The organism is Pseudomonas sp. CAM1A (assembly GCF_047501685.1).
Classification (GTDB): domain Bacteria; phylum Pseudomonadota; class Gammaproteobacteria; order Pseudomonadales; family Pseudomonadaceae; genus Aquipseudomonas.
Genome location: NZ_JBFNXP010000009.1, coordinates 73,633 through 87,596, shown reverse-complemented (window position 1 = coordinate 87,596; position 13,964 = coordinate 73,633). Strand labels below are relative to the sequence as shown.

Genomic DNA, 13,964 nt, shown 5'->3' with positions numbered 1-13,964 from the left:
ACGGGCTAATCCTCGGCAAAAGCGCGAATGCTACTGCCACAGGCCCGGCATCGCAACGCGACATGGCGTCATCAGGCCAGTAACAAACGGTTACCAAGATCGTTCAGGCACGATTAGCGATCGTTGCGCACCCACCTACACTCCTCGGGATCCTTCGCCCGAGAGACCGCCCATGACCGCCTCCCCCTTGCTCACCGCCCTCCTGCCGCTGGCCCTGGGCATCATCATGCTCGGCCTGGGCCTGTCGCTGACCCTGGCCGACTTCGCCCGGGTGGTGAAGTACCCCAAGCCGGTGGTGATCGGCCTGGTCTGCCAGATCCTGCTGCTGCCGCTGGTGTGCTTCCTGATCGCCAACGGCTTTGGCCTGGAGTCGGCACTGGCGGTGGGCCTGATGCTGCTGGCCGCCTCGCCCGGCGGCACCACGGCCAACCTGTTCAGCCACCTGGCCCACGGCGACGTGGCGCTGAACATCACCCTCACTGCGGTCAACTCGCTGATCGCCATCCTCACCATGCCGCTGCTGGTGAACCTGTCGCTGATGTGGTTCATGGCGTCGGACCAGGCCATCCCCCTGCAATTTGCCAAGGTCATGCAGGTGTTCGCCATCGTCCTGCTGCCGGTGGCCCTGGGCATGCTGATCCGTCATTGGACGCCGCGTTTCGCCGCGCGCATGGAGAAACCGATGAAGATCGTCGCGGCGCTGTTCCTGGCCTTCACCATTGTCCTGGCCCTGGCCAAGGACTGGCAGACCGTAGTCGAGTACGCGCCGATCGTCGGTGGCGCCGCGTTGCTGTTCAACTTGCTCAGCCTTGGCGTGGGTTACTGGGTGCCACGCCTGTTGAACATCCCGAAACGCCAGGCGATCGCCATCGGCATGGAGATCGGCATCCACAACGGCACGCTGGCCATCGCCCTGGCCCTGAGCCCGTCGCTGCTGAACAACGCGACCATGGCGGTGCCGGCGGCGATCTACAGCCTGATCATGTTCTTCACCGCGGCAGGGTTCGGCTGGTGGGTCAGTCGCGGGCAAGCACTGGAGAACGCGGCAGAGCAGCCATCGTGAGATAGTCGAATCCCTGGGACATGGCCAGAGCCTCGATTGTTGTTCAGGCCGGGTCAGGTTATCTCCCTGGGTGGGAATATCCGAACCGTGCAGAGTGCTATCCGTTTTACGCAGGCAAGTTCAATCAGCCTGTCTCACTTGTTGTCCAAGCCCTGCGGTCGAGATCTGCGCAGTCGTAGTTGAAGCGTATGGGTGAACCGCCGCGGGCACTTCCCACGCTTGATCTGGAGAGTCTTTGAACATCGGAGCTGAAGGTAAGTGGTTCGAGGCAATCGACACCGACGAACCTCGCCGCACAAATTCGCTCACGGGGGGAGCAGAAGGTATGTTCTCAGATTCCTGTGAAGCGCTCGAACCCCGCCTGAAAAATTCAGCTGCCGGCGGCGCGGAGGGTGTGAAGTCAGATGCAATTGATGTTTGCGAGCCGCGCCAACTTAAATCATCCATGGCAGGAGCGCTAGGTCTCGCAAGTACCCCGGCAGAAAATGCGGACCGTCTCTCGCCCTCCTCCGACAGGCGTCGAAAGCCTGAAAGGATGGGTTTGCCATTGTCAACGTTCTGTCTGAACAGTTTGTTAACCGCTGAATTGGTGCGTCCCACATGTCCGGATGGGTCTGAGCGATTAACAGGGTCGCCAGTGCAGTATGTGAAGGCGTTCAATCCACCGGGACCAAATGGGCAGTAGCTGTCCGGCGAGTTGAAGCGCATTAGTACCGGATTGTATCCCCGATAGCCTTTCCCCAGCAGATAGTGACCAAGAGGCAACTCAAGGCATTGTCCGTTGAATCTCAAGTAAGGTGCGCGAATCAGAGAAGCGGCATCCAGGCCGTAGGCGTTATATGCCAGGCCCACATCGCCTGAATTGATACGGGCGTAGGTGACAGTACCGCTGTAGTCCACCTGTAATAAACGGGTTTCTGCCATCATTGGTCCTCCTCCTTTCTCCGGAAAGGATGACCGACCTGCACGAAAGGGCGAAACTGGTAAAAATAACAGGCCTATCCCAACAATGAACGTCCCCGGCGCCTAGCGTGCTAGGAACTCTCCCGCACCATCAGCTCGAACCCCAGGTCCTGCTGCCCGGTGGCCACCCGCTTGCCGTCCAGCAACGCCAACAGCGCCTGCGCCGCGCCACGCCCGACCGCCGCGCGCGGGGTGCGGATCGAGGTCAGGCGCGGGACCATGTGCGCCGAGGCCGGCAGGTCGTTGAAACCGACCATCGCCACCCGGCGCGGCACTTCGATGCCTTCGCGCAGGGCCTGCAGCACCGCGCCCTGGGCCAGGTCGTCGTTGCAGAAGAAGATGCCATCGACATCCGGCGCCTTGGCCAGCAGGCGGCTGAACAGCGTGCCGCCCAGGCCGATGGACGAGGGTTGCGGGTCGAGCACTTCAAGCTCGGGGGCTTGCAGGCCGGCCTCGGCGAGGGCCTGACGGAAGCCTTCGGCGCGCTGCATCACCCGAGGGTCGAGCTGCGCGGCGATGAACCCCAGGCGTCGGCGGCCACGCTCGATCAGGTGGCGTGCCGCGGCGCGTCCGGCCGCGTGCTGGGAGAACCCTACCGACAACGCATCACCCTCGCCGCCCAGCTCCATCATGTGCACGCACGGCACCCGGCTCGCGGCCAGCATCTGCCGCGAGGCCTCGCTGCGCTCGAAGCCGGTGAGCAGCACGCCGCACGGCTGGTACGCCAGGTAGTTGCGGATCAGGTTCTCTTCCTCGGCAACATCGTAGTGATAGTTGCCAATGAGCACTTCCAGGCCACGGGGGCGCATCACCTCGTGGATGGCCTCGAGGGTGTCGATGAACAGCTGGTTGGACAGCGAGGGGATCAACACCACCACCGACTGGCTGCGCGCTGACGCCAAGGCACGGGCGGCCGGGTTGGCGACATAGCCAAGGCTGGCCGCCGCGGCCATGACCTTCTGCACCAGCTCCGGCGCGACCGTGCTGACGCCGCGCAGAGCGCGGGAGGCGGTGATTGGGGAAACCCCGGAAAGCTTGGCGACTTCCGCCAGGGTGGGACGACCGGTAGTGCGCGAGCCAATGCGGGACATGAGTGTTGTAATTTTACCGCTTGCAGGAATGGGGAACGGTCACTAAGGTAGCGCTGTCTCTGAATGCAGGCAATGCAATCTTGGTAGCAGGCATGCGTTCAGCGTCCATACTGCCAAAGACAAGATCAACAACACCCGGGAGGGTGGCGCATGGTTTTTCGGCTCGTCCCGACCGAGACAGCGCTATCTCACCCAGCAGGAGGTACAGATGAACCCTTCCCTGTCCGCGATCGTGGTCATGGGCGTGGCCGGCTGCGGTAAAAGCAGCGTCGGCGCCGCCATTGCCACCCGCAGCGGCGGCCGCCTGATCGAAGGCGATGCCTTCCACCCCGCCGCCAACATCGCCAAGATGAGCGCCGGCATTCCCCTGAACGACGACGACCGTGCCGGTTGGCTGGTGCGCCTGGGCGAGGAGCTGCAGGCTACCCTCGCCGCCGGCGAACGCCCGATCCTCACCTGCTCGGCCCTCAAGCGCCGCTATCGGGACACCCTGCGCCTGGCCGTGCCCGAGCTGTGCTTCGTGTTTCTCGAGCTGACCCCGCAGGAAGCCGAGAAGCGCGTACTGGCGCGCCCCGGTCACTTCATGCCGGCCAGCCTGATCGACAGCCAGTTCGCCGCACTGGAGCCCCCGCACGCAGAGCCGCTGACCCTGGCCCTGGACGCCACCCGCCCGCTGCCCACGCTGGCCGAGGACGTGCACCAGTGGCTAAAGCCTTGCGGTGAGCAGGCGCTGGCGCGGACTGCCTGACCCGGCGGTTTTTCCGGCTCACCAAAGACAGCGCTGTCTCCATGCCTCTGCAAGTGCAATGACGCAAGACACGCGACACCAAAACAACAACGAAAAGACCGAGGTTCACGAACCATGTTCGGACTGGCTACCGATACCTTCCTGTTGCTCGACGCACTGGTCACCATCGTCGGGCTCATCCTGCTGATCACCCATTTCAAAGTCCATCCCTTCGTCGCCCTGACCCTGGCCGCGGGCTTTCTCGGCCTGACCTCCGGCATGCCGGTGGCCAAGGTGATGAAGTCGTTCCAGGACGGCTTCGGCGGCGTGCTCGGCTTCGTCGGCATCGTCCTGGCGCTGGGCACCATGCTCGGCAAGCTGATGGCCGACTCCGGCGGCGCCGACCAGATCGCCCAGACCCTGATCCGCGCCTTCGGCAAGCAGAAGGTGCACTGGGCAATGATGTTCGCCGCTTTCCTGGTGGGCATCCCGCTGTTCTTCGAGATCGGCTTCGTGCTGCTGATCCCGCTGGTGTTCATCGTCGCCCGCCGCTCCGGCGTATCGCTGGTGAAGATCGGCATCCCGCTGCTGGCCGGCCTGTCGGTGGTGCACGGCCTGGTGCCGCCGCACCCGGGGCCGCTGCTGGCGATCGGCATTTTCCACGCCGACATCGGCAAGACCATCTTCTATGGCCTGCTGGTGGCGCTGCCCACGGCAGTGATTGCCGGCCCCCTGTTCGGCAATTTCATCTCGCGCTACATCCCGGGCAACCCGTCCCAGGAGCTGATGGACCAGATCGCCCGCGAGTCGAACCAGCAGAACCTGCCCAGCTTCAGCGTGACCCTGATCACCGTGCTGCTGCCGGTGGTGCTGATGCTGCTCAAGACCTTCGCCGACGTGGTACTGCCGGCCGAGCACATCGTGCGCCAGTGGATGGACCTGATCGGTCACCCGATCACCGCCCTGCTCGCCGCCCTGCTGCTGGCCTTCTACACCTTCGGTTCGGCCCGTGGCTTCAACCGCCAGCAGATCATGAAGATGCTCGACCAGAGCCTGGCCCCCACCGCCGCCATCGTGCTGATCGTCGGCGCCGGCGGCGGCTTCAAGCAGATGCTGGTGGACACCGGCGTGGGCAACGTGATCGGGCAGATGGCGGTGCAGGCGGAGATCTCGCCGATCATGCTGGCCTGGCTGGTGGCGGCGGTGATCCGCATCGCCACCGGCTCCGCCACGGTGGCCACCATCACCGGTGCCGGCATCGTCGCCCCGGTGATCGACCTGGTGCCGGGGGTCAACCGCGAGCTGCTGGTGCTGGCCACCGGCGCCGGCTCGCTGATCCTGTCCCACGTCAACGACGCCGGTTTCTGGCTGGTCAAGCAGTACTTCAACATGACCGTGGCCGAGACCTTCAAGACCTGGAGCATGATGGAGACCATCCTCTCGGTGGTCGGCATCATCTTCATCATGCTGCTGTCGATGGTGGTGTGACCGCTGGTCGCCGTAATGGCACCTTGCTGATGGGGTCATGGCCCATATGAGAACGAGGCCCTGCGCAGGCAGGGCCGACTTCTTGTCATCACCAAGGAGCTTGCCCGCATGAAACGTTCCTTCCTGCTTGCCGCCCTGCTCGCCTCGCCCCTGGCCTTCGCCGCCGGCACCGGCACCACCTATCCTGACGACCCGCACAACCCGGCGCCCAAGCCCGGCGTGGACAGCACCCTCAACCCGATCGAAAAGCCCATGCCCCGGGATACCGACCCGCGGATCAAGGGCAATGACCCGGACAGCCCGCCGGCCGAACAGAATGACAACCGCGATCTGCCGGGGATGGGGGGCAGCGGCTCGGAGGGGATGGGGCGTGAAGGCGCAGGCTCAGGCAACGGCGGCAAGCCCTGAGCTTTGTGAAAGCGGGTTTCACTTAGCACAGCAGGACAATCCTGCTGCCTGCTAGCCAGTCAAGCCCACTCACCACTGCCGCTTGTCCGGCCGTGTCAGCCCGAGTTTCTCGATCTTGTAGCGCAGCATATCCCGCGACAGCCCCAATAACCGTGCCGACTTGGTGACATTCCAATCGGTGCGGTCGAGGGTGCGGCAGACCATGTCGCGTTCCATGTCCGGCAGGCTGGCCGCTGCCGGTGGCTCGTGGCGTGGCGCCTCGAATGCCAGCACCTGCGCCGGCTGCGCCAGCGGTTCGTCGATCAAGGTCAGGCACAGGTTCAGCTGGTGGGCACCGATCACCTCGCTGGGCGCCAGCAACACCGTCTGCTCGAGCATGTTGCGCAGTTCGCGCACGTTGCCCGGCCAGCCGTAACCCAGCATCAGCGCCTCGGCCTCGGCCGAGAAGCGCAGGTTGGGCTTGCCGTAGCGCCGCCCGTGGTGGGCCAGGAAATGCCGGGCCAGGCGCAGGATGTCCTGGCCACGGGCAAACAGCCGCGGCACCTTGAGAGCGATGATGCGCAGTCGGAAGAACAGGTCACGGCGGAACTTGCCCTGCTGGACCATCTGCTCCAGGTTGCAGTTGGTGGCGCTGATCACCCGCAGGTCGACCTTGCGCTCCTTGACCGCACCGATGCGGCGGATGGTGCGGTCCTCCAGCAGCTTGAGCAGCTTGGCCTGCAGCACCAGGTCCATCTCGCCGATCTCGTCGAGGAACAGGGTACCGCCGTCGGCCGCCTCGACCAGGCCCACGCGGCGCTCCTTGGCATCGGTGAAGGCGCCTTTTTCGTGGCCGAACAGCTCGGCCTCCAGCAGGTTGGCGGGAATCGAGGCACAGTTGAACTCGATGAACGGCCCCTTGGCCCGGCTGCCGTCAAAATGCAGGGCGCGCGCCACCAGCTCCTTACCGGTACCGGTCTCGCCTTCGACCAGCACTGGCGGCAGATCGCCGCTAGCCATGCGCCGCTCGGCGTCGAGCAGCTGCTGCAAGGTGTGCTTGAGTTCGAGCATGGCCGGCGACTCGCCGATCAATGCCTGCAAGCCAGACTTCTGCGCCTCGCGCTCCTGGTAGAACGACAGCGTGCGCTCCATGCGCTCGGCGGCCAGGGCCTTGTCCAGCATCAGCTTGAGCTCGGCCAGCACCACCGGTTTGGTGAGGTAGTGGAACGCGCCCTCCTTCATGGCCAGCACGGCATCCTCGACGTTGCCGTAGCCGGTCATCATGATCACCTTGAGCTCCGGCGCCTGCGCCACCAGCGTGCGCAGCAGGTCGTGGCCGCTCATGCCGGGCAGCGAATTGTCGGTCAGCACGGCGTCGGGCCGGGCGCGCTTGATCTGCTCCAGCGCCAGTTCCGCGCTATGGCACACCGTGACCTCGAACCCTTTGAGGTTCAGGTAGGTACGAATGTTGTCGGCAAGGATTTCATCATCCTCGACCACCAGGATGCTGTGCTCCATGGTCCCCTCCCGCTGCAATATTGAAAGTCAGGCTGACGCGGGTTCCTTCCTCTTCGCGGCTGGTCAGTTCGACCCTGCCGCCAAAGCGTTCCATGATCCGTTTGACCAGGGCCAGGCCAACACCCAGGCCGCCTTGCTTGGTGGTGAAGAACGGCTTGAACACCATGCGCCGCTGCTGCTCGTTCATGCCCTTGCCGGTATCGCTGAGCTGCAGTTGCGCCTGCTGCCCCTCCAGCTGGCGCACCTCGGCACGCAACTCGCCGCCCTGGGGCATGGCCTCCAGGGCGTTGGCGAACAGGCTGTTGAGGATCTGCGTCAGTTGCAACGGCTGGCTGGCCACCCATTGCGTCGCAGGCCCGTCGAAGGCGAAACGCACGTTGTTGCGCTCGATCTGCGGGGCGAAGGCCTGCCGCGCATCCTCGACGGCCGCCACCAGGTCGACCGACTCGGCTTCGTCGCTGGTCGGGCGCAGCGACACCAGCAGGTCGCGGACCCAGCGCGACATGCGGTCAACCTGGGTGATGATGTCACCGATGTTCTTCTGCGCCGCCGGGCTGGCGATGTCCTGGGCCAGCTCCGCGCTGGAGCGGATATTGGCCAGCGGGTTGCGCAGGCTGTGGGCCACCGCCGAGGACATCTCGCCCAGGGCCACATAGGTCTCGCTGGCAACCAGGCGGTCTTGCTGGTGATGCAGCAGGCTGGCGGCGCGGCGCACGATCCAGAACAGGCCGAAGTAGATCAGCGCCCCGCCGACCAGGGTGGAGGCCCAGATCAGCACATAACCGCGATGGATGCGCCGCACCAGGTCATGCGGCTCCTTGTAGATCTCGACCATCGCCAGCACCTGCTCGCCCTGGCTGTCGAACAGCGGGATGTAGTTCTCGATGAACAGGTGCCGGGGCTCGCGCTGGAACTTCTGTTCTTCGCGGTCCTCGTCGGCCTTGTGATAGCTGGCCGACACCGACTTGCGCGAGCGGAAGGCGTGCTCCAGATCGTCATCTTCATCGATGCGTTTGCCGATCAGGTGCGGGTTGGTCGACCACACCACCGTGCGGTCGCGGGCATAGACATTGGCCAGCAAGGTGTCGGGCAGGTGCTCGACGTGGTCGAGGAACTCCACCCGGGTCGACTCGGCCAGCTGAGGGGTGAACTGCAGGTGCTGCTGGTCGAGGCGCGGATCGAGCAACTCGCCCATGGTGATGCCCGGCGGCAGCTGCGAGTGGCGTACCTCAGCCTGGGCCATGGCCTGGATGAACTGGGCGGTGAGCATGGCGTCGCGCTCGACGCTGTCCTGCACTACGAAACGCGTCGACACGTAGCCCAATCCACCGGCCACTGAGGCGATGATCAGCAGGCTGACCAGTGAGAACCAGCGCAGCAGGTTGAACTCGTGCAGCGGCGTGGCCAACCCGCTGGCGGGAGGCGCGGCCTTGTCGGGGGCACCGTTTTCGAGCGTCTGCATCGCGTCGTTCCCACCTGGAGGCCGATGAGATTCACCGGCATGCTGCTCTGCTACCGGTGGTAGCAAAGTGATTCCATCGAACCTGTGCTGAAGGTGTCAGCGCAGGCTTGCGAGAGGCCAAGCAAAAAGTCAGCCAGCAATTTAAATATAAATTTTTTCTTTATAAATCAAAAGATTACAGCTGCTTGTTAATCTTACTTATCGCAAAAATCCCCACTTTTGGGTAATGACTACCCAAAAAGAACAATTCCGTTATTAATCAGTGATTTAGACCCGATATTTATAGCGAAAGATTAAGTTACTGCCACCCGAAAATTCAGCAGCACCCGGGTCCCTGCTCCCTCACGACTGCTCAACCGCACCGAACCGCCGAAGCGCTCCATGATCCTTTTCACCAGCATCAGCCCCACGCCTACACCGCCTTGCTTGGTCGTGAAGAATGGCCGGAAGGCCATGCGCTGCTGCTGCTCGTTCATGCCCTTGCCTGTATCCGAGAGCCGCAGGCTCAGATTGCGCCGATCACTGCGCACCACTTCGATGCGCAGCTCGCCACCAGCCTCCATCGACTCCAGGGCGTTGGCGATCAGACTGCTGAAGATCTGCCCGAGCAGCGCCGGCTGGCCCAGCACCTGCACGCTCGGCAGCTCAGGCAGCAGCAGGCGGACGCCGCCGCGCTCCAGCGCCTGGGCAAACGCCTGCAAGCTGTCGCGCAGGCTCTGGGCCACATCCACCGCCACGGCTTCGTCGCCAAGCGGGCGCAGCGATTGCAGCAGCTCGCGCACCCACTGCGACATGCGGTCGACCTGGCTGATGATGTCGCTGATGTTCTTCTGTGCCGGGCCCTCGTCGAAGGCCTGGGCCAACTCTGCGCTGGAGCGGATGCTGGCCAGCGGGTTGCGCAGGCTGTGAGCCACCGCCGACGACACCTCGCCCAGGGCCACGAAGGTTTCGTTGCCGATCAGCCGCTTCTGCTGCACCGCCATCAGCCGGGCGGCGCGGCGCATGATGCCGTACAGACCGACATACACAAGGCCCGCACCCACGGCGATGGCCAGCCAGATCAGCAGCAGACCGTGCTCGATACGCACGATCAGGTCATGGGGTTCCTTGTAGATCTCGACCATGGCCGAGACGCTTTCGCCGTCTGCGTCGAACAAGGGAATGTAGTTCTCGATGAACAGCTGCTCGGGCGGGGTGACGAACTTCTGCTCGCTGCGCGCCTGCTCGAAGTTGTGGTAACTGGCCGACACGCGCATCTTGTACTCGAAGGCCCGGTCGAGATCGTCGTCCGATTCGATCAGCTTGCCGATCAGCGCCGGGTTGCTCGACCAGATCACCGTGCGGTCGGGGGCGTAGATATTGGCCAGGAGCATGTCCGGCAGGTGGGCGATGTGGTCGAGGAACTCGCCGCGGGCCCGGCGCCGGGCCTCGGGGTCGACATCGGGCAAGGCATGGTCGGTGCGCGGGTCGAGCAGCTCGCCCATGGTGCGCACATTGGGAATCGAGACATGGCGCACTTCGGCGTCGGCGATGGAGGTGATGAACTGCGCGGTGAGCAAGGCATCGCGCTCGACGCTCTCGTCGATGATGAAGCGGCTGGAGATCAGGCCCAGGCCCACCCCTACCGAGAGGATGATCGCCAGGCTGACCCAGGCGTACCAGCGCAGCAGGTTGAACGGCTTGCGCACCGGGGCAGCTTCGGTCGGCAGCAGTGTGTCGTGACGGGGGGCGAGGTCCATGGCGGGCTCCGCGGCTGGGCACCTCTAGAGGTTATAGCCCAAAGTTGGGGGAAGCATGGGTCATCAGGTGGGTGGCGCTGCAACACTTGCGGCAAACACCTTGCCCCCTCACAGCGGCGCATCCCCAGCCAGCCCGCGCAGCAGGCGATAGTCACGCAACACATTCGGCACGTAGCGCTGGGTCTCGGCGAACGGCGGCACCACCCGTCCACGGCTGAGAACCGCCTCAGGCCCCGCGTTGTAGGCCGCCACGGCCAACGTGATGTCGTTGTCGAACAGCGTGAGCATGCGCTTGAGGTAGCGCGCCCCACCCTGCACGTTGGCCTGCGGATCGAGTACATCCTTGACCCCCATTTCCTTCGCCGTGTCCGGCATCAGTTGCATCAGCCCCGCCGCGCCCTTGGCCGAGCGGGCCTTGGGGTTGTAGCCGGACTCGGCCTTGATCAGTGCGTGCAGCAACGCCTGGGGCACACCGTGGGCCATCGCGGCGGCCGCTACCAGGTCGGCGTAGGGTCGGCCGGTGATCAGTTGCGCATTGACCGGCCCGCCCGCTGTCGGGCGTTCGCTGATGACCCGGTCGTAATGCCGGCCTGGCCGGTGCACGTTGGACAGCACGAAGCCGCCCTTGCCATCGCTCGAGACATAGATGTCGGCCTGGGCGCCGAACGCCATCAGCCCGGCCACCAGTCCCAGGATCAGTCCTCGCATGTCGTTCGCCTCCCGCCGCAACTCACTCAAGCGTGGCCCCCGATGTGGGGGAGATGCCCCGTTAACCCGGGCTTTGCTACTACGACGCAAGCCGCGTGCCGCCTGCCGCGGCCCATGGCGCAAGGGCCCGGCGCAGACGTGCACGGCTGTTGCATGGCAGGGGTAAATGCACCGGAGGGTTTCACCATGCAACGCAGCATCCGTACCCAAAGCGGCTTCACCCTGCTCGAACTGTTGGTGGTGCTGGTGGTGCTAGGCCTGTTGGCCGGCATCGTCGCGCCCAAGTACTTCAGCCAGCTGGGCCGCTCCGAGGCCAAGGTGGCGCGGGCGCAGATCGAGGGGCTGGGCAAGGCCCTGGACCTCTACCGCCTGGAGGTCGGCCACTACCCCAGCAGCGAGCAGGGCCTGCAGGCCCTGGTGATCGCGCCAGGTGGCGAAGCGCGCTGGTCGGGCCCCTACCTGCAGAAGGCTGTGCCACAGGACCCTTGGGGCCGCCCCTACATCTACAAGCAGCCCGGCGAGAACGGCGGCGAGTACGACCTGCTGTCGATGGGCAAGGACGGTCAACCCGGCGGTGACGGCGAAAACGCCGAAATCACCAGTTGGCAGTGAAGGAAACCGGCCATGCGCTATCAACTCAAGGCCCTGGGAACCCAGGGCGTGGTGCAACTGCAGGTGGAGGCCGAGGACAGCGACCAGGCCCGGCGCCAAGCCGAGGACCAAGGCCTGCGCGTGCTCAGCGTACGCAGCCAGGGCCTGGCCCTGCGGCGGCGCACAGCAGTGTTCGACCTGATGCTGTTCAGCCAGGAACTGACCACCTTGCTCGGTGCCGGCCTGCCGCTGATCGACGCCCTCGAGAGCCTGGCCGAGAAAGCCCCTGGCGGCGCCACGCGCAAGACCCTGGAGCAACTGGTACGCCAACTCTACGAGGGGCGCTCGCTGTCCCAGGCCCTGGCATTGCAGCCCCGGGTGTTCCCCACCCTGTACGTGGCCCTGGTGCAGTCCAGCGAACGCACCGGCGCGCTGGGCGACGCCCTCACCCGCTACATCAGCTATCGCCAGCGGCTGGATCTGGTCCGCCAGAAGCTGGTCGGCGCCTCGGTCTACCCGTTGCTGCTGTTGCTGGTGGGCGGCGGCGTGGTGCTGTTCCTGCTGGGGTACGTGGTGCCACGCTTCAGCCTGGTGTTCGAGGGCATGGGCACCGAACTGCCATGGCTGTCGCGGGTGCTGATGCAGATCGGTCTGTTCCTGCATGCCCAGCAGCTGCCCCTGGGGCTGGGCACGCTTGTCGGCGTCGGCGCCCTGGTCGCCCTGCGCCGCCACCCGGCCGTGCGCCGTGGCGCCGGCCGCCTGCTGCGCCGACTGCCCGCACTGCACCAGCGCCTGATGATGTATGAACTGGCGCGCTTCTACCGTTCGCTGGGGATTTTGCTGCAAGGGGGCATCCCCATCCTCACCGCGCTGGGCATGGCCCGCGGCCTGCTGGGCAGCACTGCGGCCCAGGGCCTGGAGCAGGCCAGCCAACGGGTCGCCGAGGGCCTGCCGTTGTCCGATGCGCTGCAGGCCGGCCAACTGGTGACCCCCGTGTCGCTGCGCCTGCTGCGTGCCGGCGAGCAATCGGGCAACCTGGGTGAGATGCTCGAGCGTTGCGCCGACTTCCACGACCAGGAGATCGGGCGCTGGGTAGAGTGGTTCGTGAAATTGTTCGAGCCGTTGTTGATGACCTTTATCGGCCTGCTGATCGGGCTGATCGTGATCCTGATGTACATGCCGATTTTCGAGCTGGCATCGAGCATTCATTGATGCTCGCAGGCAAATGCAGCGGTTCAGTAGTCGAACCGCTCCACTGCCCTGCGCCGCTCGTTGTCGTCCCGTCGGTCATACCCGGCCGTGGTCTGGATATTGGCGTGGTGTGCCAGCTTCTGCGCGATCGACAGGTCGTGCTCCTCGATCACCCGGGTGATAAATGCCCGGCGAAAATCATGCGGCATGATCTTCGCCCCCACCTGCGCCCCGCGCTGGCGGGCGATGTAGTAGATCGCGTGCTTGGTGATCCGCGCGCGGGTGATGTGGCTGCCACGGCGGATGCGGTTGAACAGGAAGCTGTCGTCGCGCTCGCCGGCCGGCAGCTGCTGGCGACGCAAGTCGAGCCAGGCCTGCAGCTTGTCGAAGGCCCAGGCCGGGGCATACTTGACCAGCTGCCGATTGCCCTTGGCCAGCACCTGCACGCTGCGCTCCTGGAAATCCACCTGGTCAAGGTTGACATCGACCGATTCCGATTTGCGCATCCCGGTGCCATAGAGCAACGCCAGGATGGCTGCGTCACGCACCCCCTGAGGGCGCGGGTCGGCGGCGCACACGTCCATCAGCTCGCGGATCAGGCTGCGCCGCAGGTTGCGTCCCGGCGGCAGGCGGCTACCGGCGGCTGGCTTGACCTCGCGGATCATCAACAACTGTTCGTGCTCGATCAAACCCTGACGCCAGGCCTCGTTCATTACCCCACGCACAGCATTGACGTACAACGACGATGTGTTGGGCGCATAACCATCGGCACGCAACGCCGCGACCAGGGCGATCACATGGCCAGGTTCCAGGCGGTGCCAGGGCACTTCGGCGATGTCGCAGTCGGCAAACCCCAGGCGGTCGGCGGCGTCCTGCAGGATGTAGCGCATGGTCAGCTGGCTGGACGGGGCCAGGCGGGCGAGGTACTGCAGCAGCGGATTGCGCAGGAGGTCGGTCACAACGGGGATCCTGTAGCAAAGCCGCCCTGGCGTATAGAAGCAAAGCGGCACAAAAGCGAGTCATTTAAACCATGATC

12 protein-coding genes and 1 pseudogene are annotated in these 13,964 nt (G+C 64.8%); 6 read left to right on the top strand and 7 right to left on the bottom strand.

Features of this window, described 5'->3' with window-relative positions:
- Nucleotides 1-172 precede the first annotated feature (172 nt).
- Nucleotides 173-1,063, top strand: coding sequence for a bile acid:sodium symporter family protein (locus ABZO33_RS20040; RefSeq protein WP_414537424.1), 891 nt, complete (start codon nucleotides 173-175; stop codon nucleotides 1,061-1,063).
- A 600-nt stretch (nucleotides 1,064-1,663) separates the two neighbouring features.
- On the opposite strand, the pseudogene ABZO33_RS20035 reads toward ABZO33_RS20040, so the two are convergent.
- Both ABZO33_RS20035 and ABZO33_RS20030 read right to left on the bottom strand, forming a co-directional pair.
- Nucleotides 1,664-1,987 (bottom strand): annotated as a pseudogene (locus ABZO33_RS20035) (RHS repeat-associated core domain-containing protein); the annotation flags it as partial.
- A 110-nt stretch (nucleotides 1,988-2,097) separates the two neighbouring features.
- Nucleotides 2,098-3,117 carry a LacI family DNA-binding transcriptional regulator gene (locus ABZO33_RS20030; RefSeq protein ID WP_414537423.1) on the bottom strand — a complete coding sequence of 340 codons (1,020 nt, stop codon included), beginning with the start codon at nucleotides 3,115-3,117 and terminating at the stop codon, nucleotides 2,098-2,100.
- A gap of 208 nt (nucleotides 3,118-3,325) precedes the next feature.
- On the opposite strand from ABZO33_RS20030, the gene ABZO33_RS20025 reads away from it, so the two are divergent.
- From ABZO33_RS20025 to ABZO33_RS20015, 3 genes are all read left to right on the top strand, one after another.
- Nucleotides 3,326-3,865 (top strand): gluconokinase, encoded by a 540-nt coding sequence (locus tag ABZO33_RS20025; RefSeq protein WP_102685267.1) that lies wholly within the window; start codon nucleotides 3,326-3,328, stop codon nucleotides 3,863-3,865.
- Between the two features lie 114 nt (nucleotides 3,866-3,979).
- Nucleotides 3,980-5,332, top strand: coding sequence for a GntP family permease (locus ABZO33_RS20020; protein ID WP_414537422.1), 1,353 nt, complete (start codon nucleotides 3,980-3,982; stop codon nucleotides 5,330-5,332).
- A gap of 108 nt (nucleotides 5,333-5,440) precedes the next feature.
- Nucleotides 5,441-5,740, top strand: coding sequence for a hypothetical protein (locus ABZO33_RS20015; RefSeq protein ID WP_414537421.1), 300 nt, complete (start codon nucleotides 5,441-5,443; stop codon nucleotides 5,738-5,740).
- A gap of 69 nt (nucleotides 5,741-5,809) precedes the next feature.
- Here ABZO33_RS20015 and ABZO33_RS20010 read toward each other — a convergent pair whose 3' ends face one another.
- The 4 genes from ABZO33_RS20010 to ABZO33_RS19995 form a co-directional block, all read right to left on the bottom strand.
- Nucleotides 5,810-7,237 carry a sigma-54-dependent transcriptional regulator gene (locus tag ABZO33_RS20010; RefSeq protein WP_414537420.1) on the bottom strand — a complete coding sequence of 476 codons (1,428 nt, stop codon included), beginning with the start codon at nucleotides 7,235-7,237 and terminating at the stop codon, nucleotides 5,810-5,812.
- Nucleotides 7,206-8,699: a sensor histidine kinase gene (locus ABZO33_RS20005; protein WP_414537419.1), complete on the bottom strand. Its 1,494-nt coding sequence runs from the start codon at nucleotides 8,697-8,699 to the stop codon at nucleotides 7,206-7,208. Before ABZO33_RS20005 ends, ABZO33_RS20010 begins: the two co-directional genes overlap by 32 nt.
- A gap of 293 nt (nucleotides 8,700-8,992) precedes the next feature.
- The gene (locus ABZO33_RS20000; protein WP_414537418.1) at nucleotides 8,993-10,438 is read right to left on the bottom strand and encodes a sensor histidine kinase; all 1,446 of its coding nucleotides are present in this window, start codon (nucleotides 10,436-10,438) and stop codon (nucleotides 8,993-8,995) included.
- A 108-nt stretch (nucleotides 10,439-10,546) separates the two neighbouring features.
- The gene (locus ABZO33_RS19995) at nucleotides 10,547-11,146 is read right to left on the bottom strand and encodes a lytic transglycosylase domain-containing protein (RefSeq protein ID WP_414537417.1); all 600 of its coding nucleotides are present in this window, start codon (nucleotides 11,144-11,146) and stop codon (nucleotides 10,547-10,549) included.
- Between the two features lie 186 nt (nucleotides 11,147-11,332).
- Here ABZO33_RS19995 and gspG point away from each other — a divergent pair, with 186 nt between their 5' ends.
- Both gspG and ABZO33_RS19985 read left to right on the top strand, forming a co-directional pair.
- The gene (gspG, locus tag ABZO33_RS19990; RefSeq protein WP_414537415.1) at nucleotides 11,333-11,758 is read left to right on the top strand and encodes a type II secretion system major pseudopilin GspG; all 426 of its coding nucleotides are present in this window, start codon (nucleotides 11,333-11,335) and stop codon (nucleotides 11,756-11,758) included.
- A 12-nt stretch (nucleotides 11,759-11,770) separates the two neighbouring features.
- Nucleotides 11,771-12,949 carry a type II secretion system F family protein gene (locus ABZO33_RS19985; RefSeq protein ID WP_414537414.1) on the top strand — a complete coding sequence of 393 codons (1,179 nt, stop codon included), beginning with the start codon at nucleotides 11,771-11,773 and terminating at the stop codon, nucleotides 12,947-12,949.
- Nucleotides 12,950-12,972: 23 nt separating this feature from the next.
- On the opposite strand, the gene xerC is transcribed toward ABZO33_RS19985, so the two are convergent.
- Complete coding sequence (gene xerC, locus ABZO33_RS19980; protein WP_414537413.1) at nucleotides 12,973-13,887, bottom strand: site-specific integrase; 915 nt, start codon at nucleotides 13,885-13,887, stop codon at nucleotides 12,973-12,975.
- Between the last annotated feature and the right edge of the window lie 77 nt (nucleotides 13,888-13,964).

Excerpts from the sequence above, each read along its gene's own strand:
- ABZO33_RS20025 (WP_102685267.1), top strand. The coding sequence starts at position 3,326 with ATGAACCCTTCCCTGTCCGCGATCGTGGTCATGGGCGTGGCCGGCTGC.
- ABZO33_RS20030 (WP_414537423.1), bottom strand. The coding sequence starts at position 3,117 with ATGTCCCGCATTGGCTCGCGCACTACCGGTCGTCCCACCCTGGCGGAA.
- ABZO33_RS19985 (WP_414537414.1), top strand. The coding sequence starts at position 11,771 with ATGCGCTATCAACTCAAGGCCCTGGGAACCCAGGGCGTGGTGCAACTG.
- ABZO33_RS20010 (WP_414537420.1), bottom strand. The coding sequence starts at position 7,237 with ATGGAGCACAGCATCCTGGTGGTCGAGGATGATGAAATCCTTGCCGAC.
- ABZO33_RS20015 (WP_414537421.1), top strand. The coding sequence starts at position 5,441 with ATGAAACGTTCCTTCCTGCTTGCCGCCCTGCTCGCCTCGCCCCTGGCC.
- ABZO33_RS20040 (WP_414537424.1), top strand. The coding sequence starts at position 173 with ATGACCGCCTCCCCCTTGCTCACCGCCCTCCTGCCGCTGGCCCTGGGC.
- ABZO33_RS20020 (WP_414537422.1), top strand. The coding sequence starts at position 3,980 with ATGTTCGGACTGGCTACCGATACCTTCCTGTTGCTCGACGCACTGGTC.
- ABZO33_RS20005 (WP_414537419.1), bottom strand. The coding sequence starts at position 8,699 with ATGCAGACGCTCGAAAACGGTGCCCCCGACAAGGCCGCGCCTCCCGCC.
- ABZO33_RS20000 (WP_414537418.1), bottom strand. The coding sequence starts at position 10,438 with ATGGACCTCGCCCCCCGTCACGACACACTGCTGCCGACCGAAGCTGCC.
- ABZO33_RS19995 (WP_414537417.1), bottom strand. The coding sequence starts at position 11,146 with ATGCGAGGACTGATCCTGGGACTGGTGGCCGGGCTGATGGCGTTCGGC.
- gspG (WP_414537415.1), top strand. The coding sequence starts at position 11,333 with ATGCAACGCAGCATCCGTACCCAAAGCGGCTTCACCCTGCTCGAACTG.